The sequence below is a fragment of the Achromobacter sp. SX5 genome, assembly GCF_056711425.1.
In genome coordinates this window covers 146,762-171,351 of record NZ_CM160041.1, presented here as the reverse complement: position 1 = coordinate 171,351, position 24,590 = coordinate 146,762, and the positions used below count along the sequence as shown (strand labels likewise).

Below are 24,590 nucleotides of genomic sequence, written 5' to 3'. Positions count from 1 at the left end.
CCATGACGCCATGGCCCTGATCAATCGTCTCGATTCCCGCGATCCCGGATTCCAATCCGCCCTGTCCAAGCTGCTGGCCTTCGAGGCCACCGAGGACGAATCCATCGACCGCGCCGCCGCCGGCATCCTGGCCGACGTGCGCGCCCGCGGCGACGCCGCGCTGGTGGAATACACGCAGCGCTTCGACCGCATGCCCGGCGCGTCCGCCGCCACGCTGGAGATTCCCAAAGCCGACTGGCAGGCCGCGCTGGCCGCGCTGCCGGCCGCCCAGCGCGACGCGCTGCAGGCCGCCGCGGCCCGCGTGCGCAGCTACCACGAGCGCCAGCGCGCCGAGACCTGGACCTACACCGAAGCCGACGGCACCATGCTGGGCCAGCAGGTCACTCCGCTGGACCGCGTGGGCCTGTACGTGCCCGGCGGCAAGGCCGCCTATCCCTCGTCCGTGCTGATGAACGCCATCCCGGCCAAGGTCGCCGGCGTGCAGGAACTGGTCATGGTCACGCCCACGCCCGACGGCGCGCGCAACCCCATCGTGCTGGCCGCCGCCGCCATCGCCGGCGTGGACCGCGTGTTCGCCATCGGCGGCGCGCAGGCCGTGGGCGCGCTGGCCTACGGCACCGCCACCGTGCCGGCCGTAGACAAGATCGTCGGCCCCGGCAACGCCTATGTCGCCGCCGCCAAGCGCCGCGTGTTCGGCGTGGTCGGCATCGACATGATCGCCGGCCCCAGCGAAATCCTGGTCATCTGCGACGGCAAGACGCCGGCCGACTGGATCGCCATGGACCTGTTCTCGCAGGCCGAGCACGACGAACTCGCGCAGTCCATCCTGCTGTGCCCGGACGCCGCCTTCATCGACGAGGTCGAGGCCGCCATCGCGCGCCTGCTGCCCACCATGCCGCGCGCCGACATCCTGCGCGTCAGCCTGGCCAACCGCGGCGCGCTGATCCAGGTCCGCAGCCTCGAAGAGGCCTGCCGCATCGCCAACGACATCGCCCCCGAGCACCTCGAAATCTCCACCGAGCAGCCCGAGCAATGGACCGCGCAGATCCGCCACGCCGGCGCGATCTTCATGGGCCGCTTCAGCTCCGAGGCGCTGGGCGACTACTGCGCCGGCCCCAACCACGTGCTGCCGACCTCGCGCACCGCCCGCTTCTCGTCGCCGCTGGGCGTGTACGACTTCCAGAAGCGCTCCAGCCTGATCCAGGTCTCGCACCAGGGCGCCCAGACGCTGGGCCGCATCGCCGCCGAACTGGCGCTGGGCGAGGGCCTGCAGGCGCACGCCGCCAGCGCCCAGTACCGGATCGACCAGCCATGAGCCCGGCGGCAGGCGTCGCCGGCCGCATCGCCGGCACGGTCCGCGCGGACATCCGCGAACTGGCCGCCTACCCCGTGGCCCACGCCGAAGGCTGCATCAAGCTCGACGCCATGGAGTGCCCGTACGAGCTGCCGCCGCAAGTCCGCGACGACATCGCCCGCGCCGTGCGCGACACGCCGCTGAACCGCTATCCGGCGGCGGACCTGTCGGCCCTGCGGCAGGCCGTGAAAACGGCTTTCGGCGTGCCCGAGGCCGCCGGCCTGCTGTTCGGCAACGGCTCGGACGAGCTCATCCACCTCATCGTGCAGGCCTGCTGCAATCCCGGCGAGGCCGTGCTGTCGCCGTGGCCCTCGTTCGTGTATTTCGACATGGCCGCGCGCTTCGACCACGCCCGTTTCGTCGGCGTGCCGCTGACCGCCGACCTGGAGCTGGACCTGCCCGCCATGCTGGCCGCCATCGAAGCGCACCAGCCCAAGGTGGTGTTTTTGGCCGTGCCCAACAATCCCACCGGCGGCCTGTGGCCCGACGACGCGATCGCCGCCATCGTCGCCGCCGCCCCCGGGCTGGTGGTGCTGGACGAAGCCTACCAGCCGTTCACCGACGCCACCTGGATGCCGCGGGTGCTGGACGCCCCCAACGTGCTCGTCATGCGCACGGTGTCCAAGATCGGCCTGGCCGGCCTGCGCTTCGGCTACCTGGCCGGCCACCCGGACTGGATCGCCGAACTGGACAAGGTCCGCCCGCCCTACAACCTGGACGTGCTGACCCAGGCCGCGCTGACCGCGGTGCTGCGCCACAAGCCGGTGCTCGACGAGCAGGCCGCGCGCCTACGCGCCGACCGCGAACCGCTGGCCGCGGCCCTGGCGGCGCTGCCCGGCGTGCGCGTGTTCCCGTCCGCGGGCAACTTCCTGCTTGTACGCTTTTCCGGCAAGCTGGACGGCAACGCCGTGCATCAAGCCCTGAAAACGCGCAAAATATTGATTCGCAACTTTTCCAACGCCCATCCGCTACTGGCCGACTGCCTGCGCATCTCGGTGGGCGCCCCGGCCGAAAACGCCGCCTTGCTCTGTGCCCTGCAAGAGATTCTGAGTGCTTAACATGCGTACCGCAGAAATCACCCGCAACACCAACGAAACCCGCATCCGCGTGGCCGTCAACCTCGACGGCACCGGCAAGCAGACGATCGACACCGGTGTGCCCTTCCTCGACCACATGCTGGACCAGATCGCGCGCCACGGCCTGATCGACCTCGACATCAAGGCCGAGGGCGACCTGCACATCGATGCGCACCACACGGTGGAAGACGTGGGCATCACGCTGGGCATGGCCATCGCCAAGGCCGCCGGCACCAAGGCCGGCCTGCGCCGCTACGGCCACGCCTACGTGCCGCTGGACGAAGCGCTGTCGCGCGTGGTGGTGGACTTCTCCGGCCGCCCCGGCCTCGAATACCACATCCCGTTCACGCGCGCGCGCATCGGCGACTTCGACGTGGACCTCACCCGCGAATTCTTCCAGGGCCTGGTCAACCACGCCCTGATCACGCTGCACATCGACAACCTGCGCGGCTTCAACGCCCACCACCAGGCCGAAACCGTGTTCAAGGCCTGTGGCCGCGCGCTGCGCATGGCCCTGGAGGTCGATCCCCGCATGGGCGACGCCGTGCCCTCCACCAAGGGCGTGCTGTAACGTTCGCGATCCACCGCTCCAGGCAGAAAGAAGTGACCACTATCGCCATCGTCGACTACGGGATGGGCAATTTCCATTCCGTCGCGCGCGCCCTGAAATACGCCGCCCCCGACGCGGACATCCGCATCTGCAGCCAGCCCCAGGAAATCGCCGCGGCCGACCGCGTCGTGTTCCCCGGGCAAGGCGCCATGGCGGACTGCATGCGCACCCTCAATGAATCCGGCCTGCGCGAGGCCGTCGTGCGCGCCGCGCGCGAAAAGCCCCTGCTGGGCGTGTGCGTGGGCGAGCAGATGCTGTTCGAATCCAGCGAAGAAGGCGGCACGGCCTGCCTGGGGCTGTTTCCCGGCGTGGTGCGCCGCTTCGCCGGCCCGCGCTTCGCCGACCCGCTGCCCGGCGGCGACGAGGCCTGCCTGGCCGACGCCGGCGCCGCCGGCGCGGCCGGCACCGGGGCCGAACGCCTCAAGGTCCCGCACATGGGATGGAACAAAGTGCGCCAGACGCGCTCTCATCCTATCTGGGCCGGCATTCCGGACGAAACGCACTTCTATTTCGTCCATAGCTATTACGCCGACCCGGCGGACGCCGGCCTGACCGTCGGTGAAACCGATTATGGCCTTGCCTTTACCTGCGCAGTGGCGGCAGCTAACATTTTCGCGGTGCAGTTCCATCCCGAAAAGAGCGCCGAGCACGGTTTGCGCCTGTATCGCAATTTTGTAGACTGGCAGCCGTAGGCACTGGCCTGCGTCCGCCCGCCCATTCAACCCCTATATTTTCTCGCTGCCCACCATGCTGCTGATCCCCGCCATCGATCTCAAAGACGGGCGCTGCGTGCGCCTGCGCCAGGGTGACCTGGACGATGCAACGGTGTTCTCCGAAGACCCCGCCGCCATGGCCACCCGCTGGCTGGACCAAGGCGCCCGCCGCCTGCACCTGGTAGACCTGAACGGCGCCGTCGCCGGCAAGCCCAGGAACGAAGCGCCCATCAAGGCCATCCTGAACGCCGTCGGCGACGACATCCCGGTGCAGATCGGCGGCGGCATCCGCGACCTCGACACCATCGAGCGCTACCTCGACGCCGGCATTTCCTACGTCATCATCGGCACGGCCGCCGTCAAGAACCCCGGCTTCCTGCAGGACGCCTGCGGCGCCTTCCCCGGCCAGATCATCGTCGGCCTGGACGCGCGCGACGGCAAGATCGCCACCGACGGCTGGAGCAAGCTGACCCGCCACGACGTGCTCGACCTCGCCAAGAAGTTCGAGGACTACGGCTGCGAGGCCATCATCTACACCGACATCGGCCGTGACGGCATGCTCTCGGGCGTCAACGTCGAAGCCACGGTCCGCCTGGCCCAGCACGTGCGCATCCCCGTCTACGCCTCCGGCGGCATCGCCGGCATCCAGGACATCGAAGCCCTGTGCGCCGTCGAGGAAGAAGGCGTCGAAGGCGCCATCCTGGGCCGCAGCATCTACGAAGGCACGCTCGACTTCCAGTCGGCGCAGGCCCGCGCCGACGAACTGGCAAAATGACCGACTCCAGCAGCACCCCCGCGGGCAGCGCGCTGACCCGCCGCATCATCCCCTGCCTCGACGTCACGGCCGGCCGCGTCGTCAAGGGCGTGAACTTCGTCAACCTGGCCGACGCCGGCGACCCCGTCGAAATCGCGCGCCGCTACAACGAGCAGGGCGCCGACGAGCTCACCTTCCTGGACATCACCGCCACCAGCGACGGCCGCGACCTGATCCTGCCCATCATCGAGCAGGTGGCCTCGCAGGTCTTCATCCCGCTGACCGTGGGCGGCGGCGTGCGCCAGGTCTCCGACATCCAGCGCCTGCTCAATGCCGGCGCCGACAAGATCAGCATCAACAGCGCTGCGGTGGCCAACCCCGAACTGGTGCGCGCCGCGTCCGACTACCACGGCTCGCAATGCGTGGTGGTGGCGATCGACGCGCGCCGCGTGTCGGCGGCCGGCGAACCCGCGCGCTGGGAAGTCTTCACCCATGGCGGACGCAAGGCCACCGGCCTGGACGCCGTGGCCTGGGCCCGCCGCATGGCGGCCTACGGCGCCGGCGAAATCCTGCTGACCAGCATGGACCGCGACGGCACCAAGTCCGGCTTCGACCTGGAACTCACCCGCGCCGTCTCCGACGCCGTGCCGGTGCCGGTGATCGCCTCCGGCGGCGTGGGCTCGCTGCAGCACCTGGCCGACGGCGTCACCGCCGGCCGCGCCAGCGCTGTGCTGGCGGCCAGCATCTTCCATTTCGGCCAGCATACGGTCGGCGAGTGCAAACAGTTCATGGCTGGACTGGGTATCCCAGTCCGGCTGTAAGTACTCCCCCCGGAGCGCCTGCGGCGTTTGCTGGCAGAGGGCGGACGCTCGCGCACCTGCAACAAGGTATTGCCGTAAGATTACAGTTCAGTTGCGCCACGCGCGATTATGGATAGACAGATGAGCAACGAACCCGCCTGGATCGCCGACGTCGTCTTCGACGGCGACGGCCTCATTCCCGCCATTGCGCAGGACGCCGACAACGGCCAGATCATGATGGTGGCCTGGATGAACCGCGAATCGCTGGCCGAGACCGCGGCCACCGGGCGCGCCGTTTACTGGTCGCGCTCGCGCCAGCGCCTGTGGCGCAAGGGCGAGGAATCCGGCCACGTGCAGGAAGTGCGCGAGCTGCGCCTGGACTGCGACGGCGACGTGATCCTGCTCAAGGTGCACCAGAAAGGCGGCATCGCCTGCCACACCGGGCGCGCCAGCTGCTTCTACCGCCGGCTGGAAGGCCAGGGCGTCCAGGCGTCCTGGATCACCGTGGACCCCGTGCTCAAAGACCCCGAACTGATCTACAAATGACCGACCAAGCCGCAAGCGCCGCCGAGATCCTGGCGCGCATCGCCGATACCCTGGCCACCCGCCGTCCCGAAAACGGCGGCGATCCCAAGGCGTCCTACGCCGCCAAGCTGCTGGCCAAGGGCCCCGACGCCTTCCTCAAGAAAATCGGCGAAGAAGCCACGGAGCTGGTCATGGCCGCCAAGGATGGCGTGCCCGACCGCATCGTCAGCGAAACCGCCGACCTGTGGTTCCACTGCCTGGTCGCGCTGACCCACTTCAACCTGCGCCCCGAAGACGTGCTGGCCGAACTGGCCCGCCGCGAAGGGCTGTCGGGCCTGGCGGAGAAGGCAAGCCGCCCGCAAGACTGATCACGGAAACCCGCAAAAATGAGCGATAACTGTATCTTCTGCAAGATCGCCACCGGCGATATCCCGTCCAAGAAAGTCTATGAAGACGAGGATTTCGTCGCCTTCCACGACATCAATCCGGCCGCGCCGGTACATTTATTGCTTATCCCTCGACGTCATGTCATATCCATGCAGGATATTACGGCCGAGGACGCAGGTTGGTTGGGTAGAATGATGTCATTGGCGCCGCGGCTCGCCGCGGAAAACGGTTGCAGTCCAGGCCCCGATGGCGGATTTCGCATCATGATCAACTCCGGCGTCGAAGGCGGCCAGGAAGTCCCGCATCTGCATTTCCACATCATCGGCGGCCCGCGCCCCTGGAAAGGTCGCGTGGCCCCCACCGCGTAATTCGGAGAAACATCATGGGTAGTTTCAGCATTTGGCACTGGTTGGTCGTTCTGGTCATCGTGGCGCTGATCTTCGGCACCAAGAAGCTGCGCAACATCGGCTCGGACCTGGGCGGCGCCGTCAAGGGATTCAAGGAAGGCATGAAGGAAGCCAACGGCGACAAGCCGGCCGAGCCCATCGCTCAGCAGCGCGTCTCCGGCGACACCATCGACGTGCAGGCCAAGGAAAAATCCAACTCCTGAACCTCCGCCTGTCTCCCGGGCCCGTCCTGACCGGGCCGGCCCTCATCGCATCAACTTCCTAGCGGCCGTCGAATGTTTGATGTCAGCCTCACTGAACTGATGGTGATCGGCGTCGTCGCCCTGATCGTCATCGGACCCGAACGCCTGCCCAAGGTGGCCCGCACCGTCGGCCACCTGCTCGGGCGCGCGCAGCGTTACGTCAACGACGTGAAGTCCGATATCCAGCGCGAGATCGAGCTCGACGAGCTGCGCAAGTTCAAAAGCGAAATGGAAGACGCCGCCCAGGGCGTGCAGAAATCCCTGAACGAGACCCAGGCCTCGCTGCAGGAGCCGGTGCAGCAGTTCCGCGCCGAGCTCGACGAAGTCGCCCGCGCCGCCAGCGGCAAGGCCGACGCGCCGGCCGAGCCCGAACGCAGCATCGCCCCGCCCGGCCAGAACCACAGCCTGGACCTGGATCTTCCCCCGGCGGCCGAGCCCGCTCCGGCCGCAGCCCCGCAACCCGCCCCGGCGCCCAGCGCGCCCAAGGCTGACGAGGCCAAGCCCGTCTTGCCCTCCGGAACTCCGACGTGACCCAGGACGCCTCCCAAGAAGAAGGCCAGCAGGAGACCTTCATCTCCCACCTGGTCGAGCTGCGCACCCGGCTGCTGCGCGCCGTGGCCGCCGTGATCTGCGTGTTCATCGTGCTTTTCATCTACCCCGGCGCATCGGCCATCTACGACGTGCTGGCCCAGCCCATGCTGGCCTCGCTGCCGGAAGGCACGCGCATGATCGCCACCGGCGTGATCACGCCGTTCATGGTGCCCGTCAAGGTCACCCTGATGGCCTCGTTCATCCTGGCGCTGCCGGTGGTGCTGTACCAGGCCTGGGCCTTCGTGGCCCCGGGGCTGTACAAGCACGAAAAGCGCCTGGCGCTGCCGCTCATCGTCTCCAGCACCTTCCTGTTCATCGCGGGCATGGCGTTCTGCTATTTCGTGGTGTTCCGCACGGTGTTCCACTTCATCGCCACTTTCGCGCCGCAATCGATCACGCCGGCGCCGGACATCGAGGCCTATCTCAGCTTCGTCATGACCATGTTCATGGCGTTCGGCATCACCTTCGAAGTGCCCGTGGCCGTCGTGCTGCTGGTGAAGATGGGCGTGGTCGAACTATCCAAGCTGAAGTCCGCCCGCGGCTACGTGGTGGTGGGCGCCTTCGTCATCGCCGCGGTGGTCACCCCGCCCGACGTGGTCAGCCAGTTCATGCTGGCCGTGCCGCTGTGCCTGCTTTACGAGGTCGGCCTGATCTGCGCCCGCATGGTCACGCCCAAACCGGACGAGGCCGACGAAGCAGCCTCCGGCTCCCTGACCGAACGCCAATAAGCCGCCCGCACGGTCCCGCAGCCATGCAGGACCGTTTCACGTTGTAGGCCCATGGCTGCAATCCTAGATTGCAGCCATGTCACTTTCCCAACGCCTGTACACCCTGATGCGGTGGCGCGGCATCAAAAGCCAGAGCCAACTGGCGCGCATCTCCGGCGTGCCGCAGTCCTGCATCCACCGCATCCTCACCCGCCGCGACGGTTATTCGCCGTCGCGCGCCACCTTGCTGCGGCTGGCCCGCGCGCTCGATACCTGCGTGCCCTGGCTGACCGACGGCGTAATGCCCGGCGCGGACGCATCCGGCTGCCCCGGCGCGGGGCCGGAAGACCATGCCGACGGCTACGATGCCGAAATCCGCGCGCTGCTGCGCCAGCAGCCGCCCGCCACCAAGAAAGCCGTGCTCATGGCGCTGCGCCTGATGCTCAAGACCCGCGCGTACTAGCGCGGCTTGCCCGGCCGCGTGCCCACCACCAGCGCCAGTTCCGCCGCCTTGCCGCCGCGCAGGATGCCCAGCGTGGCGCGCTGGCCCGGCGGCAGCTGGGCGATCTCGGAGAGCAGGCCGGCGGTGTCGGCCACGCGCTTGCCGTTGACCGACTGCACGATGTCGCCCACCCGCAGCCCGCCGCGCGCGGCCGGCCCGTCGCGCATCACGCCGGCGATGATCACGCCCGTCGTGTCGCGGTCCAGTTCGAACGCGCGCGCCAGCTCCGGCGTCACGTCCTGCGGTTCCACGCCCAGCCAGCCGCGCTTGACCCCGCCGGTCTTGACGATCTCGTCCATGACCTTGCGCGCGATCTCGATGGGCGTGGCGAAGCCGATGCCCATCGAGCCCCCGGACTCGGAATAGATGGCGGTATTGATGCCGACCAGATTGCCCGCCGCGTCGATCAGCGCGCCGCCCGAATTGCCCGGATTGATGGCCGCGTCGGTCTGGATGAAATGCTCGTACGTATTGATTCCCAGGCCGTTGCGGCCCAGCGCCGACACGATGCCCAGCGTGGTGGTCTGCCCCACGCCGAACGGATTGCCGATGGCCAGCACCACGTCGCCCACGCGCAGGCCGCGGTCCGGCGCCAGCGTGGCCGCCGGCAGCGATCGCAGCGTGGCCAGACGCAGCACCGCCAGGTCGGTGTCCGGGTCCGCGCCCACCACCTTGGCGACGTCGCGGCGGCCGTCGCTCAGGGCCACCTCGATCGCGTCGGCCGCCTGCACCACGTGGTAATTGGTCAGCACATAGCCGTCCTGGTTGACGATCACGCCCGAACCCAGGCTGGTCGAGGCCTGCCGCCGGGTCACGCCCGGCATCTGGCCGAACAGCTGGCGCAGCACCGGATCGTCGGGCAGCGGAATCAGCGGCACGTTCACGTGCTTGGTGGTGTATACGTTGACCACGGACGGCGCTGCGCGCGCCACCCCGTCGGCATAGGACGCCACCGCCGGCGCGCGCGCGGCGGGCATGCCGCCCGCGGCGCTGGCCTGCCGCCCTCCCGCGGCCGGCCCGGCAAGCTGCAGCAGGTCGGGCCGCAAGGTCGTGACGACGAATAGAATACCCAGGCAGACCGTGACGGCCTGAGCGAATATCAGCCAATATCGGCGCATGTTTCTGATAGGACTAGCAATGAGTAAAGTGGACTCCCAGGTCCTGGCCAACTGGCTGGACGACACCCTGCAGGCGGCGCGCTTCAAAGACTACTGTCCCAACGGGCTGCAGGTGGAAGGCCGATCCGGAATCGGACACATTATCGCCGGAGTGACGGCCAGCGAAGCCCTGCTGCGCGTCGCCGTCGAACGCGGCGCCGACGCGGTGCTGGTGCATCACGGCTGGATGTGGCGCAACGAGGATCGCCGCGTCATCGGCACGCGCCGCACCCGCATGGCGCTGGCCCTGAAGAACGACCTCAACCTGTACGCCTATCACCTGCCGCTGGACGCGCACCCGACGCTGGGCAACAACGCGCAACTGGCCCGCGTGCTGGGCCTGGCCCCGTCGCTGCGCGACGACGGCTCGCCGCAGACCTGCGGGCCGGACAATCTGGTGTGGCTGGGCGAGGCCGGCGGCCTGAAGACGCTCGGCGAGCTGGGCGAACGCGTCGCCCAACGCCTGGGCCGCCAGCCCTTGGTGGTGGGCGACCCCAAGCAGCCGCTGGCGCGGATCGCCTGGTGCACCGGCGGCGCCCAGGGCATGCTGGCCGACGCGGTGGACGCGGGCGCCAGCGCCTACATCACCGGCGAAGTGTCGGAATCGACCGTGCACCTGGCGCGCGAGACCGGCGTGGGCTTCATCGCCGCCGGCCACCACGCCACCGAACGCTACGGCGTGCAGGCGCTGGGCCAGGCGGTGGCGGAGCGTTTCGGCATCAAAGTCGAATTCGTCGATATCGACAACCCGGCGTAAGACGGCCCCCACGCCGCCGGGCTGTCCCGCCTTGGGACGGCCCGGCGGCGGGGCCAAAAAAAGCGCCCCGCAGGGCGCTTTTTCATTACTTCTTGAGCAGATCGCGGATTTCGCGCAACAGCGCCACGTCCTCCGGCGTCGCAGCCGGTGCGGCCGGCGCTTCCTCGGCCTTGGTGCGGGCCTTGTAGATGGCCTTGACCATCCAGAAGATCACGAAGGCCAGCAACACGAAGTTGATGATGATCGTGACGAAGTTGCCCCACGCGAAAACGTTGGCGCCTGCCTTGGTCAGGTCGGCGTACGTCATCGGGCCGTTGTAGCCATCCGGCATCGACAGGACCAGGAACTTGTTTGAAAAATCGACCGAACCGCCAAGCACGAAATTAACCAGCGGCATGACGATGTCCTTAACCAGCGAGTCGACGATCTTGCCGAACGCCGCACCGATGATGACACCGACCGCCAGGTCTACTGCATTCCCTTTTACCGCGAAATCTCGAAATTCTTTGACGAAACCAGTCGCTTTGCTCATAAAAGCACTCCCTTCGTGATACGCCCCCCAGTGGGCTGGCGCTATAATACGCGGTTGCTATGTTGTTACATATTCCCGCGAAGCCGATGCCGCAGAAGTGATGCTACTCGTAGAGCGGGCGCATCAACAAGGATAGGAAGATGAGTCAGGATACGCTGGTGCATGATGATGACGGTGCGGTTGATCCAAATCTGCCGCCCGATCCTTCGCGACGTTTCTGGGTAACCACCGCCTGTGCTGTGGGTGGCGTAGCAGGTGTCGCTACGGCAATACCGTTGGTAAGCACGTTTTCCCCTTCTGAAAAGGCCCGCGCGGCCGGCGCGCCCGTGGAAGTCGACATCGGCGACATTCCCGTCGGCGCCATGAAAACGGTCGAATGGCGCGGCAAGCCCGTCTGGATCATTCACCGTTCGCCCGAACAGATCGCCGGTCTCAAGAGCCAGGACGCCCTGCTGGCCGATCCTGATTCCAAGCGGCCCGGCTTCACCCCCGCCTACGCCGAAAACGAGGGCCGCTCGCGCAAGCCCGAGATCTTCGTCTGCGTCGGCATCTGCACTCATCTGGGCTGCTCGCCCACCGCGCACTTCGAAACGGGCGGCGGTGGCGGCATGGGCGCCAACTGGCAAGGCGGCTTCCTGTGCCCCTGCCACGGCTCCACGTTCGACCTGGCCGGCCGGGTCTACAAGAACAAGCCCGCCCCCGACAACCTCGAAGTTCCGCCGTACCAATATCTCAGCGACACCCGCATCATCGTGGGCGTCGACGAGGACAACAAGGCCTGACGCTCGCGTCGCGCTTTTTTCATTACGTAAGTAAATCCGCATTACGCCACGTGAGAGAAGGAGCCGTTAGATGGCTGGCGAGAAAACCGTCGAGACGACAGGCCTGTTGGGCTGGCTGGACCGGCGCTTTCCGGTGACCTCCACCTGGAAAGCCCACCTGTCCGAGTACTACGCACCTAAGAACTTCAATTTCTGGTATTTCTTCGGCTCACTGGCCCTGCTGGTGCTGGTGCTGCAGATCGTGACCGGCATTTTCCTGGTCATGCACTACAAGCCGGATGCCGAACGTGCGTTCCAATCCGTCGAATACATCATGCGCGAAGTCCCGTGGGGCTGGCTGGTGCGCTACATGCACTCCACCGGCGCGTCGATGTTCTTCGTCGTCGTTTACCTGCACATGCTGCGCGGGCTGCTCTACGGCTCGTACCGCAAGCCGCGCGAACTGGTGTGGATCTTCGGCGTCGCGATTTTCCTCTGTCTGATGGCCGAAGCCTTCTTCGGCTACCTGCTGCCCTGGGGCCAGATGTCCTACTGGGGCGCCCAGGTGATCGTGAACCTGTTCTCGGCCATTCCCTTCATCGGCCCCGAACTGTCGATCTGGATCCGCGGCGACTACGTCGTCTCCGACGCCACCCTGAACCGCTTCTTCGCCTTCCACGTCATCGCCATTCCGCTGGTGCTGGTGGGGCTGGTCGCCGCCCACCTGGTGGCGCTGCACGAAGTCGGCTCGAACAACCCGGACGGCATCGAGATCAAACAGGGCCCGAAGGACAAGTACGGACGTCCCAAGGACGGCATCCCGTTCCATCCCTTCTATTCCGTGCATGACCTGATGGGCGTGGCCGGCTTCCTGCTGGTGTTCGCGTTCATCGTGTTCTTCGCCCCGGAAATGGGCGGCTACTTCCTCGAGTTCAACAACTTCATCCCCGCCGACTCGCTGAAGACGCCTCCGCACATCGCGCCGGTCTGGTACTTCACGCCGTTCTACTCGATGCTGCGCGCCACCACCGACGAATTCACCTGGGTGCTGGCGGGCGCTTCCGTGCTGGGCGCCATCGCGCTGCTCCTCAAGAGCAACCTGAAGGGCTTCATGCGCATCGCCGTCCCCGGCATCCTGATCGTCGTGGCCGTGCTGCTGCGCGTGATCGACGCCAAGTTCTGGGGCGTGGTCGCCATGGGCGGCACGGTCGTCATCCTGTTCTTCCTGCCGTGGCTGGACCATTCCCCGGTCAAGTCCATCCGCTACCGCCCCACCTGGCACAAGTGGATCTACGGCATCTTCATGGTCAACTTCCTGGTGCTCGGCTACATCGGTACGCAGCCGCCCAGTCCGCCGTTGAACCTCACGTCGCAGATCGGCACGCTGCTGTACCTGGCGTTCTTCTTCCTGATGCCGGTCTGGAGCCGCCTGGGCACATTCAAGAAAGTGCCCGAGCGCGTTACGTTCCACGCCCACTGAGCCCACCAGATAACGGATTAACCATGATCAAGAAGCTGATTGGTGCCGTGGCCTTGATGCTCACGTGTACCGCCACTTTCGCCGCCGAGGGCGGCTACCCGCTGGACAAGGCCCCGTACCGCGTCAACGACATGGCGTCGCTGCAGAACGGAGCCAAGCTGTTCGTCAACTACTGCCTGAACTGCCATAGCGCGTCCTCGATGCGCTACAACAAGCTCAAGGACATCGGGCTGACCGACCAGCAAATCAAGGAAAGCCTGCTGTTCACCGGCGAAAAGGTCGGCGACATGATGACCGTCGCCATGACCGCCAAGGACGCCAAGCAGTGGTTTGGCACGACGCCCCCGGACCTGTCCGTGATCGCCCGCGCCAAGTCCGTGAACGCCGGCCCTTCCGGGTCCGACTACATCTACACCTACCTGCGCACGTTCTACCGCGACACCTCGCGCGCCACTGGCTGGAACAACCTGGTGTTCCCGTCCGTCGGCATGCCGCACGCCCTCTGGGAAGTGCAGGGTCCGCGCGAACTCACCACCGTCGCCATGCACGAGGTCGAAGGCAAGGAAGGCGCCCCCAAGACCTGGGAACGCGTCACCACGGTGTACGATGCACAGGGTTTTTCCACGGTCAAAGCCGAACCGGTAGCCAACTACCAGGGCCATGCCACCTTCGATGCCAAGTTCAAGGCCGCCAACCCGGCCCAAGTCGCAACATACGACAACGACGTCGCCGACCTGACCGCGTTCATGTCCTGGATGGCCGAACCCGTCCAGACATTCCGCGTCCGTCTCGGCGTCGGCGTCATGTTGTTCCTGCTGCTGTTCTTCCTGGTTACCTGGCGCCTCAATGCCTCGTACTGGAAACACGTACGCTAACCGCAACGCCCCGCCAGGTTTTACGCCGTCCCCCGCTGTAATTAGGGACGGACAAGGCGGATAGGGCAGTACGCCTATCCCGCCTGGCAATTGGGGCCAGCGCCTGCTAGATTAAGGCGCTGGCCTTTCGTTTTTCAATAAAGGACTTACCGCCATGATGGTGCTCTATTCCGGAACCACGTGTCCGTTTTCGCAACGCTGCCGCTTCGTGTTGTTCGAAAAAGGCATGGATTTCGAGATCCGCGACATCGACCTGTACAACAAGCCCGAAGACATCGCGGTGATGAACCCGTACGGTCAAGTGCCCATTCTGGTCGAGCGCGACCTGGTCCTGTACGAGTCGAACATCATCAACGAGTACATCGACGAACGCTTCCCGCATCCGCAGCTCATGCCCGCCGATCCGGTCATGCGCGCCCGCACCCGCCTGTTCCTCTACAATTTCGAAAAGGAACTGTTCGTCCACGTCTCGACGCTCGAAGACCGCAGCGCCAAGCCCGACGAAAAGAAGCTGGCCAACGCTCGCCAGAACATCCGCGACCGCCTGGCCCAGCTCGCCCCCATGCTGCTGAAGAACAAGTACATGCTGGGCGAAGAGTTCTCCATGCTGGACGTGGCCGTGGCCCCGCTGCTCTGGCGCCTGGACCACTACGGCATCGAACTGCCGAAGAACGCCGCCCCGCTGCAGAAATACGCCGAACGCATCTTCTCGCGCCCGGCCTATATCGAAGCGCTGACGCCTTCGGAAAAAGTGATGCGTCGCTAAGGTTGTTTTGTAATGGGTGAAACTTCGACCAAACCATATCTGATCCGCGCGCTGCATGAATGGTGCACCGACAACGGCTACACGCCGTACATCACCGTGCAGGTCGACGAGCACACCATGGTGCCCGTCGCCCACGTGCGCGACGGGCAGATCACACTGAACGTCGGCACGCTGGCCACCAACCGCCTGGTGCTGGGCAATGAATTCATCGAATTCCAGGCCCGCTTCAGCGGCGTGACCGAAAACGTCTACGTACCCGTAGGCGCCGTCAGCGCCATCTACGCGCGCGAAACCGGCGCAGGCATGGGCTTCGAAGTGCAGCCCTACGAACCGCCGGAAGCCGGCGCCCAGGGCGCCGCGGCCCCCGCCGCCCCCGAAGGCTCCGACGCCGTCGCCGCCTCCGGCGACGATGGCGGCGACGACGACGAACCCAAGCGCCCGCGCCTGACCATCGTCAAGTAACGCCCTGCGGGCGCCCCACGCGGGGACTGCGTTTTTTCATTACAATGCGGTCCCTGCGCGTGCCCCCGCACGCATCGCCGGTGTAGCTCAGTTGGTAGAGCAGCTCACTTGTAATGAGAAGGTCGAGGGTTCGATTCCTTTCACCGGCACCAATGTTTCCAAGCGCTTGGCCCAGCCGCGAGGTTGGGCTTTTGCTTTTCCGGGCGATGCCGAGCCAGCCATATGCGCCCGGCGGCAACGACAAGTCGCAGTCCTGGACTCGTCCGGTTCTTACCCGCACCAGACGGGAATCCGTGCCATCCCTGCTGCTACGCGACGATACAATCATGTCGGCTCTATGGCTCCAGGAGGCTTGGCCGCATGCGTACAAACCATCTTCCAGGGGCAGGGCAAAAACGCTTTTGGCAAAAAAAATGGCCCCGAGAAGCCTTGTTCAACGGCCCGCCCATTATTGTCGCCGGTTCGGCCGCAGTAAAAAGCTGGCGTGATCCCCAATTCGATCAATGGATGTTCGGGCTTGCCACGGCCGCCTGCGTCTGGCTGGTCTTGTCGGCCATAGTCCGGATTGTGATCGCTCGCGCCGAAGACCAGAAAGATGGCCCGGATGTCGTCCATGAAGGGCTCTATGCAGCGGTGTCAGCAGTGCATACCCTGCTTTCCGAATGGTGCACCAAACGCCGATGCGGCGCTGACATTCGAGCAACCTTCCATCGAGTCGTTCCGCCCATTCATGAGCCGCAGGAGATCGAGCAGATCATCAACTATGCCGGCGCCAATGGCGAAGGCGTTGGCCGGACGTTCTCCATCCATACCGGCATAACCGGCAGAGCCATCCGAAGCAAGAAGCCGCTGGTAATGTCCAGTCAGGATGGGACGGAGGAGCAACTTCGTACCGAACTGGTGCGCGAATGGGGATACACGGAAGCGGAAGCCCGCAAACTGGGTCCCGGCCGCTACTCGGCAATGGCCGTGCCCGTTCTGGACCGATCTGGACAGCATCCCATTGGCGTGATCTACTTTGATTCAAGTGACCGTGCGCTCTTCGAACGCGACGATGTTGTGGAGATTGTCGGTGCTGGCGCCAAGGCCATTAGCGACTTTGTCACGAAAAGGTATTGATATGAACCTTGCCACCAAGAAGTCGTCCGAGACTTTCGTCAAAGAGTCCAAGCTCATTTCGAAACCGGGTGCAGTCATCAAAGTTCGCGAACTGACGCTTACCGAATTCGGAATGCGGGCAATTACGAGCGGAAGCGCCGGCATCAGGCAAGGGGCGCTCGAGGACGCCGGTCCGCCATCGCCGCTAAAGCAGCGGGTTCCCACCTGAATTCAAAAAGGAAGTCCGTGGACTTCCTTTTTTACGCGCGATAGATCTCCCGGCGCAGTCGCATCTGTTCGCCTACGTATCGGCCGCCACGCCAAGTTGATAATTATCATTCGCATTTGAACGCAAAGCACAAAGACTGCGGGTTGGATACCAACCGGAGGGCTTTGCGGCATGCATACTCAACACTCACATCAGGAACTGCCCGTTTCACGCAGCCGGCGCGCCTTGCTGGCGGCGGCGGCCTTGGCGGCGCTGCCGGCCGTGCGCGTGCGCGCCGCGGCCGCTACGGACCGGCTGGTGCTGGCCGGGCCGCCGATCACGGTGTCGTTCCCCCTGATCCACATGGTCGAGTCCGGCGCGCTGGCCGAAGAGGGCGTGACGCCCAAGTTCGCGCTCTGGACCAATCCCGACCAGATGCGCGCCTGGGCGGTGGAAGGCGGCGCCGACTTCATCGCCTCGCCCACCAACGTGGCCGCCAACCTGTACAACCGCGGCGTACCGCTGCGGCTGTTGAACGTGTCCGTGTGGGGAATATTGTGGCTGGTCACGCGCAATGGCGAAACGGGCTCGCTGGCCGACTTCCGCGGCCAGGAAATCGCCGTGCCGTTTCGCGGCGACATGCCCGATATCCTCTTCGGCGTGCTGGCGCGCGCGCAAGGGCTGGACCCGCAGAAGGACTTCTCGCTGCGTTACGTCACCACCCCATTCGATGCGGTCCAGCTGCTGGTCCTGCGCCGCGTGAGCCACGCGGTGCTGCCCGAGCCCGCCGTGTCCATGGCGCTGCGCAAGACGCAGTCCCTGCCCGTGTCCGCCGTGGCGCCCAAACTGCATCGCGGCCTGGACCTGTCCGCGGAATGGGGCAGGGTCCTGAAACGCGAACCGCGCATTCCCCAGGCCGGACTCGCGGCGTTGGGCAAGGCGCTGGGCAATGCCGCACTGTGCCAACGGGTGCGCCGGCAATACGCCGCATCGCAGGCCTGGTGCCTCGAAAACCCCGAGGCCTGCGGCGAACTGGTCGCCAAGCATATCCGCATGCTGACCCCGCAGGCCGTGGCCGACGCCTTGAAGGCCTCGCGCGACAAGCCCATGGCCGCGGCCAGCGTGCGCGCCGAACTGGAGTATTTCTTCGAGCGTGTGCATGAAGTCCAGCCCGGCTTGATCGGCGGCAAGCTGCCCGCCGCGGATTTCTACGGCTGAGGCGGCTCAAAACACGCGGCGCAGCGTCAGCCCCACTTCGTTCTGGGCGTAGTTGTAGGCCCAGTCCGGATTGCTGCGATTGATGCTGCGCCGCAGCCGCAACTCCGGCGTCATGCCCCCTATCTTCCAGCCCTCGGCGCCCAGCGTCACCAGATAGACCTGCAACCGGTCGCCTCGGCGTCCCCCCAGGAATCCGTCGTAGGCGTCATTACGGCCGATGCGGAAAATGCCTTGCGCGTTCAGGTAGAAACCGGGCTTGCCCCTGAAAGCATGAAAGACGCCGGCGCGCAGCACCACTTCCTTGCCGCTGGCCGGCTTGAGCGCAAATGCCTTGCGCACCACGTCCACGCCGGCGGTGATCGAGGTCGAAGCCCGCGGCAGGTAACTGACCGACAACCCGGCCTGGTATTGGCTGTAGTCGCTGTTGATGAACCGCGCCCGCGCGCGATAACGAAAGCGGCGCGCGTCCAGCAGAACGTTCATCTGCCATTTTCTTGCGAGGCTGCGACGCCACTCCCATTGCAGCCCGCCGGCCAGATAATAGGTGTAGCCGTCGCGGAAATAGTGCTCCACATAGGGCAGCAGGCTGATGTTGTTGCGCGCGTCGAGGTACTGGTAGCCCAGATACAGCACCGAGGTGGCGCTGCTGTAGTTGCGGACCAGCGAACTGGCGTCCGCGTCGCCGCGGCGGTAATAGGTTCCGTAGCTGATCGGCCGCAACAGCAGGTTATGGTTGCCGGCCAGATTGTCGCGGCGCTCCAGCACAAGCTCATAGTTCACCAGGCTGGAACCGATGGGGTCCGGCATCTTGCGATCATTGAGGCACAGGCTCAGGAACCGGCTCAAGCAAGTGCGGGCGCCGTTGGCCTGATTGATGTTGCTGTCGTAACCCGTGCCGACCGCCACGCCGCCATGCCAGCCGGCGCGGGCGCCCAGCGCGGACAGGTACTGCTGCGTCTGCATGCGGCCGGAGTCGGGCAGCATGCCGCGCTGCACCTGCTCGAACATGGCGCGCGCCTCGGCATCGCGATTGTCCTCGAACAACAGCCGCGCCAGTTCCAGGCGGATGCGGGCGTCCTCGGGATCGGCGGCGTGCGCGGCCTGCAGCCGGCGCACCGCCAATGCGATAGCGCCAGCCTGGCGGGCCAGCAACCCTTCGGCCATATCGACCAGCGCCGGACGATGGTCGCGCAACAGCCGATAACGGCCGACGAATTCGACCAGCCGTTCCCACTGGCCGGTATTCAAGGCGATATAGATGGCGGGTTCCAGATCCTGCAGGTTCGTCTGCACTTCGTAGATCTTGCCTTCGTGCACCACCGCGCCGGGCGGCGCAACGGGCTCGCCGAATTGCCGTACGCGCTGCTCGGTCGCGCGGCGTGTCCGTTCGAGCAGGTAGCGGGTATCGTCGTCGCTGGCATACGCAGCGGGCAGGCAGGTCAACAGCAGGCACAGCGCGGCGCCGCGACAAAAAAACATGGGCATGGGGTATCGGATCGGGAAGGAATGAGTACGAAGTTCAGCAGGTCGTTCCTGCGTCGCCGCAACCGGCTGTTCCGGCGCTCAGCTGGGGCCTCGGGTCTAGCGGCGCTTGCCCCCGAACGCGACGTGATCGGCGGCCGTCCGGCCCTTATAGATGCCGGCCAGCGCCTCCGCGTTGTTGTAGAAGCGGCCTGCTATCTCTTTGCCCTTGATGAACCTGCCATTGGAAATAATGATGGTGCCGGCGAAGTCGACACGGTCGCGGCCCCGTGCGATGGCGCCGACGATCGTGCCGCGGCTACCGCTGTAGTTGGCGGTGAGCACGCCCTTGTACAGCTTGGGCGCGTACGGCAGGTTGTCGCCCACGCCAGTCTGACGGATGCCGGTCACGTCATACCTGGCGGCGACCAGCGTTGGCATGCGAGTGACGGCGTTGTCGCCCGCGTACCATACGGTGCGGCTGCGGCTGCTCATGTTCAGGTCGGCGCTGTCGCCCCTTTTGGGATGGGAGACGGACTCGGACCATTCGCCGAAGTACACGCCGTTGCCCTTGGTGGTGCCCTTGACCTGGCCTATGACCAGGCCACCGAACTGCGGCCAGTGCGGCGGATACGGGATCATCGTCTGGCGAATGCTGTAGATATTGGCCGTGCGATTGCGGGAGCTGTGCCAGACCTGCGCGACCCTGAGGGACAAAAAGGCAAGATGGTGCACGTAGAAAGGACCCGGACTATTGGCCCACGACACGCTTCCGACGATGTTTACCGGTTCGCCGTGCACATCTATGTAGGCAGATGGCCAGCCATCCGCACGCGTCATGCTCAGCCCGGTATAGCCCCGGTCGGCGACATAAAACGGGAAGTTGGAAGCACCGACGGTCACCATCCTGTAATTCGACGAGCCGCCCTGCACGTTGGCCGCTTGCACGTGCAGCGCCGACAAAGCAGCTATGGCCAGGATGGCGTTAGCAATAAATTTTTTTTTCATGCTGCATCTCCAAAAGTTGGAAGTGCGCTGGTTCCGGAACGAAGGCCCACAAACTTTCCTGCGCCGCCGCAGCCGACTGTTCCCGGTGCGGCGGCGCGAGGCCCGTGCTCGTCCTCCTGTTGCTTCAGCTGCGGGCCTGGGGTTTAACGGCGCGTGCCCCCGAACGCGACGTGATCAGCGGCGGTCCGGCCCTTGTAGATGCCGGCCAGCGCCTCCGCGTTGTTGTAGAAGCGGCCTTCGATCGCATTGCCCTTGGTGAACTTGCCGTTGGAGGCAATGGTGGTGCCGGCGAAGTCGACACGGTCGCGCCCCCGTGCGATGGCGCCGTCGATCGTGCCGCGGCCGCCGCTGTAGTTGGCGGTGAGCACCCCCTTGTACAGCTTGGGCGCGTACGGCATGTTGTCGCCCACGCCGGTCTGACGGATGCCGGTCACGTCATACTTGGCGGCGACCAGCGTCGGCATGCGGGTAACGGCGTTGTCGCCCGCGTACCATACGGTGCGGCTTCCGTTGGCCATGTTCAGATCGGTGCTGTCACCCGGGTTGAGATACGGAACGGACTTGGCCCATTCGCCGAAGTACACGCCGTTGCCCTTGGTGGTGCCCTTGACCTGGCCTACGACCAGGCCGCCGAATTGCGGCCAAAACGGCAAGTAAGGAGTCATCACCTGGCGGATGCTGTAGACATTGGCCGCGCTATCGCGGGTGCTGTGCCAGACCTGGGCGACCTTGATGAACGAAAACACGGGGACGCGCGCGTAGTAGGCACCGGAGCTATTGGCCACCGACTGGCTTCCGACGATGCTTACCGGTCCGCCGTGCACGTCGATGTAGGAGGAGAACCAGCCATCCGTGCGCTTCATGCTCAGCCCGGTGTAGCCGAGGGTGGTGATGAAGAGCGGGAAGTTGGAGTAGCCGACGGTGACCATGTTGCCATTCGATGAGCCGCCCTGCACGTTGGCCGCTTGCGCGTGCATCGCGGACGAGGCGGCCACGGCCAGGATGGCGGTGGCGATAAGGGTTTTCTTCATGATGATTCTCCATAGAGAGGAGTGGGAAGGCGCCGGTTTTCATGAAAGCCGGCAAAAACACGTTCAATAGCGCAGCGCCACGTCCAGCCGTACGGTGCGGCCCGGCCCCGGGGACGCGACCTTGGAAAGCGGGTCGAGGTAGTACAGATCGGTCAGGTTTTCCACGCTCAAGCGCGCGCTGGCACGGCGGCTGAAGTTGTATTCGGCATACAGGTCGAACAGCATTACCGGGTCCCAGTAGTAGGGACGCATGTTCAATATGCCGCTCCCGCTCTGGGAAATACGTTCCAGCTTCTTGTTCTCGGCGCGGCTGTGATAGCGCATGCGCACGCCCAGGTTCAGCTTGCGCTCCAGCAGACGCGTACCCAAGTCCAGGTTGATGGAGTATCGCGGCTGCAGTGCGTAATAGGACATGCTGCCCGGAAATCCGCCAGGCATGCATGTAGAGAAACTGTGGAAGCTGGGGTCGAGTTGCACCGCGAAATCGGCATCGCACATATCCTGGCGCAGCCGCAGGGTGGCGCCCAGATTGCCGAAAAAGCGGCCGCTGTCGAACCGGCTTTGGAATTCCAGCCCGCTCATGACCTTGCGATCGAACTGGATGACGTTCATGCTTTCGGTACGGTCGTAGAAGTTGCGTATGCTGTTGTGGTAGTAGCTAAGCTTGACGTCGGCCTGGGGCACGGCTTGCAGCAGCCCGCCCAGGTTGTAGGCCAGCCCTGTTTCCCAGGCTTGGCTGCGCTCGGGCTTGGTCTTGACGGGGAATTCACCCCACACACCGCGATTGGCGACTTCCAGGATGCTGGGAAAGCGAGCGGTGCTGGCCACCCGGCCATAGAGGCGGGCGCGCTCGGCCAATTGGTACGAGGCCACCAGTTGCGACGACCAGGCGCGGCCGCGCCGTTTGTCCGGGCGCTGCCAGGGATCGGCGGGCATGCGATGGCCGTACATGATGGCGGCGTTTTTCACGGCCTTGTACTTCCGATGCGTGCCGCCTTGCGCTACCGTGGTTGCGTCCAGATCGAGCTGGCCGTTGTAGTAGGGGTTTTCGTAGCGGTCGACCTTGCCGTTCCTAAGGGGGACCGGTGTTTCGACGAGCCAGTATTGCAGCCCGGTATCCAGATCAGGATTGGGATTTGCACCGGCGAATCGATTGGCGGTTCGATATTTTTCCCATTCCTTGTACTCTATCGAATCGTCACCCGCCTCCACTGCTCGGGAGTACCTCGCCAGTTCCTCGTCGCTGGCGAGCTGCTGGTGATAAACGAGCTGGCTCGTAACGATCTGTTTACGGGCCCAGTCTGGGTTCTTCCTGGCCCGGGCCAGGTCGGTTTCGTCGTCGAAGCTCCAATAGTTGCCATAGCGTATCCCGGTGCTGATGCGCAGCTTCTCGGTGGCCTGCCAATCCAGATTGAGGCCTGCCCCGTACTCCTCGCGCCGGCCCGAGGCCGGACCGAGCGCCACAGAGGCCTTAATGGCCAGCATTATTCCGCCTTGATCCACAGGCAGGTATTCCGTCTTGCGTTCGTATTGCCAGTCGGCTGCCGCCGTCAGCGCCAGGCTGTCGGTCAACTGGAAGCGGTTGCTCAGATCCAGCCCGCTACGGATTGAACGGGTGTCCTGCTGATTGCCGATGAAAATGTTGTAGCGGCCATCGATGTTGGGCTCCTTGGCAGGCGGCGCGACATTGCACATTGAACGGGTGGGGTCGAATACACATCCCTTCACCCAAAGATCCCAGGGATCATCGCTGTCAGAAACCCGATAAGTGGTATCACCGTTCTGGTAGCGCGTGCTCTCGTTGACGGTGCGCCAGAGCGACACTTTCAGATCCATCCAGCGCGAGCCTTCGGGTCTGAACGTATAGCCCAACCGATAGATGGTTTGATCGACGCGAGTGGCAGGATAGGGGTATCGGAATTTGATACGGGCGAGATCGAGATCATATGCATCCACCAATCCCATCAAGAAATCCGACGCCAAAGCCGGCAACTCGCCGAACGCCAGCCTGTTGCGGGTGTATGCAAGACTGATTTTCTGGTTGTGAGGCAGATGCCAGTTGTTCTTGAACAGCAAGCTTTCGGCCGCGGTGCTGGTATAGGGAACCTCGCGGCCAGGCGCATACAGCCTGGCCAAATTGGGATACAGGTTCTGCGGCAGGGAAGTACCGCGGGGCACCGGCTTTGAGCGGAAATTTTCAGCGCCTCGCGTGCCTGCAAAGTAGTTGCCACGAACGGCATCGCTATAGGCCAGCATCAGGTCAAATACCGGGTGCCGATAGGCGCCGCTGATGAAGACTTTGCGATCGTGCAGATTGAAACGCGACACTTCGCCACGGTCTCGCAATTCCGATTTCGGCACAGTGAAAGCCACGCCCGCCTGTGCCCCTAGCGGCTTCGCTGAGAAGGCGCCGGTAATGTCGCGGTAGTCCATGCCAACGATATCGAAGGGATCAGACGTATCCTTGACCGATCCGCTGGCGGTGCTGGCCTTGAATTCCAGGCCCCAGTCGCGCCCTTCGGGAATGATGTCCTTGGCTTCGATGGTGCGGATCGCCACCGAGCCGCCAATGCCGCTCTTGATGTCGCGGGTCAGGGACGGGCCTTTTTCCACTGTGATGCTGCGGAACAGGTTGGGGTCCACGTAGTTGCGGTTGTTGATACCGCGCAGCGCCATCCAGACGTCCAGCGACTGCTCGGTGCCGTCCACCGTGACGGGGATGCGGCCGTTGCCGGCCAGGCCGCGTATGTTCGGGAACAACGCCGAGCCGTTGCGGTTGTCGGTGTTGTAGACGCCGTTCATGCCGGCGAACACGTCGCCTACCGAGACGCCCTGATAGCGCTCCATGTACTGGCGGTCCACGTACAGATTCGAGACGTCCTTGTCGTAGACGTCGTCGTGCCCGGTTTCGTCTTCGGTGCGATCGCCCTTGACCACCACTTCCTGCAGCTCGTGCACGTTCTTGTTCTTGCCCGAGTCTGGCTGCGCCTTCGGCTTTTCCTCCGGATGGGCGGGCGCCGGCAGCGCGTGGACGCTGGTTGCGCCCAGCGCGGCAAGCAGCAAGCTCAAGGTCCTGGCGGTGAATCGATGTGGTACGTGCATGGGCCC

28 protein-coding genes and 1 tRNA gene are annotated in these 24,590 nt (G+C 64.9%); 23 read left to right on the top strand and 6 right to left on the bottom strand.

All coding sequences use genetic code 11. The annotated features are described in order from the left end of the window. The first annotated feature begins 10 nt into the window (after nt 1–10). From hisD to AC1M14_RS00750, 13 genes are all read left to right on the top strand, one after another. Nucleotides 11–1,315: a histidinol dehydrogenase gene (gene hisD, locus AC1M14_RS00810; RefSeq protein ID WP_209165512.1), complete on the top strand. Its 1,305-nt coding sequence runs from the start codon at nt 11–13 to the stop codon at nt 1,313–1,315. Continuing rightward, nucleotides 1,312–2,412, top strand: coding sequence for a histidinol-phosphate transaminase (gene hisC, locus AC1M14_RS00805; RefSeq protein WP_479730773.1), 1,101 nt, complete (start codon nt 1,312–1,314; stop codon nt 2,410–2,412). Before hisD ends, hisC begins: the two co-directional genes overlap by 4 nt. 1 nt (nt 2,413) lies before the next feature. Continuing rightward, entirely contained in the window at nt 2,414–3,001 is a 588-nt protein-coding gene (gene hisB / locus AC1M14_RS00800) for an imidazoleglycerol-phosphate dehydratase HisB (protein ID WP_102773026.1), read from the top strand. 32 nt (nt 3,002–3,033) lie between these two features. Continuing rightward, nucleotides 3,034–3,732 carry an imidazole glycerol phosphate synthase subunit HisH gene (locus AC1M14_RS00795; RefSeq protein ID WP_102773025.1) on the top strand — a complete coding sequence of 233 codons (699 nt, stop codon included), beginning with the start codon at nt 3,034–3,036 and terminating at the stop codon, nt 3,730–3,732. A gap of 55 nt (nt 3,733–3,787) precedes the next feature. Continuing rightward, on the top strand, nt 3,788–4,528 hold the full coding sequence (gene hisA, locus AC1M14_RS00790; protein WP_102773024.1) for a 1-(5-phosphoribosyl)-5-[(5-phosphoribosylamino)methylideneamino]imidazole-4-carboxamide isomerase: 741 nt from the start codon (nt 3,788–3,790) through the stop codon (nt 4,526–4,528). Next, complete coding sequence (gene hisF / locus AC1M14_RS00785) at nt 4,525–5,328, top strand: imidazole glycerol phosphate synthase subunit HisF (protein WP_102773023.1); 804 nt, start codon at nt 4,525–4,527, stop codon at nt 5,326–5,328. The genes hisA and hisF overlap by 4 nt, the downstream gene beginning before the upstream one ends. A 120-nt stretch (nt 5,329–5,448) precedes the next feature. Next, the gene (gene hisI, locus AC1M14_RS00780; RefSeq protein WP_102773022.1) at nt 5,449–5,853 is read left to right on the top strand and encodes a phosphoribosyl-AMP cyclohydrolase; all 405 of its coding nucleotides are present in this window, start codon (nt 5,449–5,451) and stop codon (nt 5,851–5,853) included. Next, nucleotides 5,850–6,200: a phosphoribosyl-ATP diphosphatase gene (locus tag AC1M14_RS00775; RefSeq protein ID WP_102773021.1), complete on the top strand. Its 351-nt coding sequence runs from the start codon at nt 5,850–5,852 to the stop codon at nt 6,198–6,200. Before hisI ends, AC1M14_RS00775 begins: the two co-directional genes overlap by 4 nt. An 18-nt stretch (nt 6,201–6,218) precedes the next feature. Then, a complete protein-coding gene (locus AC1M14_RS00770; protein WP_102773020.1) occupies nt 6,219–6,587 on the top strand; it encodes a histidine triad nucleotide-binding protein in 369 nt (122 codons plus the stop codon). 14 nt (nt 6,588–6,601) lie between these two features. Continuing rightward, nucleotides 6,602–6,829 (top strand): Sec-independent protein translocase subunit TatA, encoded by a 228-nt coding sequence (gene tatA / locus AC1M14_RS00765; RefSeq protein WP_102773019.1) that lies wholly within the window; start codon nt 6,602–6,604, stop codon nt 6,827–6,829. Nucleotides 6,830–6,901: 72 nt separating this feature from the next. Continuing rightward, complete coding sequence (tatB, locus tag AC1M14_RS00760) at nt 6,902–7,399, top strand: Sec-independent protein translocase protein TatB (protein WP_102773018.1); 498 nt, start codon at nt 6,902–6,904, stop codon at nt 7,397–7,399. After that, nucleotides 7,396–8,187 carry a twin-arginine translocase subunit TatC gene (gene tatC, locus AC1M14_RS00755; RefSeq protein WP_102773017.1) on the top strand — a complete coding sequence of 264 codons (792 nt, stop codon included), beginning with the start codon at nt 7,396–7,398 and terminating at the stop codon, nt 8,185–8,187. The genes tatB and tatC overlap by 4 nt, the downstream gene beginning before the upstream one ends. A 76-nt stretch (nt 8,188–8,263) precedes the next feature. Next, on the top strand, nt 8,264–8,629 hold the full coding sequence (locus tag AC1M14_RS00750; RefSeq protein WP_479730772.1) for a helix-turn-helix transcriptional regulator: 366 nt from the start codon (nt 8,264–8,266) through the stop codon (nt 8,627–8,629). Here AC1M14_RS00750 and AC1M14_RS00745 read toward each other — a convergent pair. Beyond that, nucleotides 8,626–9,786 carry a trypsin-like peptidase domain-containing protein gene (locus AC1M14_RS00745; protein ID WP_102773015.1) on the bottom strand — a complete coding sequence of 387 codons (1,161 nt, stop codon included), beginning with the start codon at nt 9,784–9,786 and terminating at the stop codon, nt 8,626–8,628. The two genes, AC1M14_RS00750 and AC1M14_RS00745, sit on opposite strands and share 4 nt — an antisense overlap. Nucleotides 9,787–9,805: 19 nt before the next feature. On the opposite strand from AC1M14_RS00745, the gene AC1M14_RS00740 reads away from it, so the two are divergent. Further along, nucleotides 9,806–10,582 carry a Nif3-like dinuclear metal center hexameric protein gene (locus tag AC1M14_RS00740; protein ID WP_111826200.1) on the top strand — a complete coding sequence of 259 codons (777 nt, stop codon included), beginning with the start codon at nt 9,806–9,808 and terminating at the stop codon, nt 10,580–10,582. A gap of 85 nt (nt 10,583–10,667) precedes the next feature. Here AC1M14_RS00740 and mscL read toward each other — a convergent pair whose 3' ends face one another. Continuing rightward, on the bottom strand, nt 10,668–11,114 hold the full coding sequence (gene mscL, locus AC1M14_RS00735) for a large conductance mechanosensitive channel protein MscL (protein WP_102773013.1): 447 nt from the start codon (nt 11,112–11,114) through the stop codon (nt 10,668–10,670). A gap of 140 nt (nt 11,115–11,254) precedes the next feature. Between mscL and petA the strand changes: the two genes are divergently transcribed. From petA to AC1M14_RS00690, 9 genes are all read left to right on the top strand, one after another. Then, nucleotides 11,255–11,896: a ubiquinol-cytochrome c reductase iron-sulfur subunit gene (gene petA, locus AC1M14_RS00730; protein ID WP_102773012.1), complete on the top strand. Its 642-nt coding sequence runs from the start codon at nt 11,255–11,257 to the stop codon at nt 11,894–11,896. Nucleotides 11,897–11,966: 70 nt separating this feature from the next. Then, nucleotides 11,967–13,355, top strand: coding sequence for a cytochrome b (locus AC1M14_RS00725; protein ID WP_102773011.1), 1,389 nt, complete (start codon nt 11,967–11,969; stop codon nt 13,353–13,355). A gap of 23 nt (nt 13,356–13,378) precedes the next feature. Further along, nucleotides 13,379–14,230, top strand: a complete 852-nt coding sequence (locus tag AC1M14_RS00720; RefSeq protein WP_102773010.1) for a cytochrome c1 — start codon at nt 13,379–13,381, stop codon at nt 14,228–14,230. 154 nt (nt 14,231–14,384) lie between these two features. After that, nucleotides 14,385–14,996, top strand: a complete 612-nt coding sequence (locus AC1M14_RS00715) for a glutathione S-transferase N-terminal domain-containing protein (RefSeq protein WP_006216817.1) — start codon at nt 14,385–14,387, stop codon at nt 14,994–14,996. Between the two features lie 12 nt (nt 14,997–15,008). After that, nucleotides 15,009–15,458, top strand: coding sequence for a ClpXP protease specificity-enhancing factor (locus AC1M14_RS00710; protein WP_102773009.1), 450 nt, complete (start codon nt 15,009–15,011; stop codon nt 15,456–15,458). A 76-nt stretch (nt 15,459–15,534) separates the two neighbouring features. Further along, nucleotides 15,535–15,610, top strand: a tRNA-Thr gene (locus AC1M14_RS00705). A 208-nt stretch (nt 15,611–15,818) separates the two neighbouring features. After that, complete coding sequence (locus tag AC1M14_RS00700) at nt 15,819–16,577, top strand: GAF domain-containing protein (protein ID WP_258231402.1); 759 nt, start codon at nt 15,819–15,821, stop codon at nt 16,575–16,577. Nucleotide 16,578: 1 nt separating this feature from the next. Beyond that, nucleotides 16,579–16,785, top strand: a complete 207-nt coding sequence (locus AC1M14_RS00695) for a sulfatase (RefSeq protein WP_111826202.1) — start codon at nt 16,579–16,581, stop codon at nt 16,783–16,785. 171 nt (nt 16,786–16,956) lie between these two features. Beyond that, nucleotides 16,957–17,982, top strand: coding sequence for an ABC transporter substrate-binding protein (locus tag AC1M14_RS00690; RefSeq protein ID WP_479730771.1), 1,026 nt, complete (start codon nt 16,957–16,959; stop codon nt 17,980–17,982). 6 nt (nt 17,983–17,988) lie between these two features. Here the strand turns inward: AC1M14_RS00690 and AC1M14_RS00685 are convergent, their stop codons facing one another. From AC1M14_RS00685 to AC1M14_RS00670, 4 genes are all read right to left on the bottom strand, one after another. Beyond that, entirely contained in the window at nt 17,989–19,467 is a 1,479-nt protein-coding gene (locus AC1M14_RS00685; RefSeq protein WP_479730770.1) for a surface lipoprotein assembly modifier, read from the bottom strand. A gap of 96 nt (nt 19,468–19,563) precedes the next feature. Continuing rightward, nucleotides 19,564–20,451 carry a HupA family protein gene (locus AC1M14_RS00680; protein ID WP_479730769.1) on the bottom strand — a complete coding sequence of 296 codons (888 nt, stop codon included), beginning with the start codon at nt 20,449–20,451 and terminating at the stop codon, nt 19,564–19,566. A gap of 143 nt (nt 20,452–20,594) precedes the next feature. Then, nucleotides 20,595–21,482, bottom strand: a complete 888-nt coding sequence (locus tag AC1M14_RS00675) for a Slam-dependent surface lipoprotein (RefSeq protein ID WP_479730768.1) — start codon at nt 21,480–21,482, stop codon at nt 20,595–20,597. A 63-nt stretch (nt 21,483–21,545) separates the two neighbouring features. Continuing rightward, a complete protein-coding gene (locus AC1M14_RS00670) occupies nt 21,546–24,551 on the bottom strand; it encodes a TonB-dependent receptor domain-containing protein (protein ID WP_479730767.1) in 3,006 nt (1,001 codons plus the stop codon). Nucleotides 24,552–24,590: the final 39 nt, after the last annotated feature.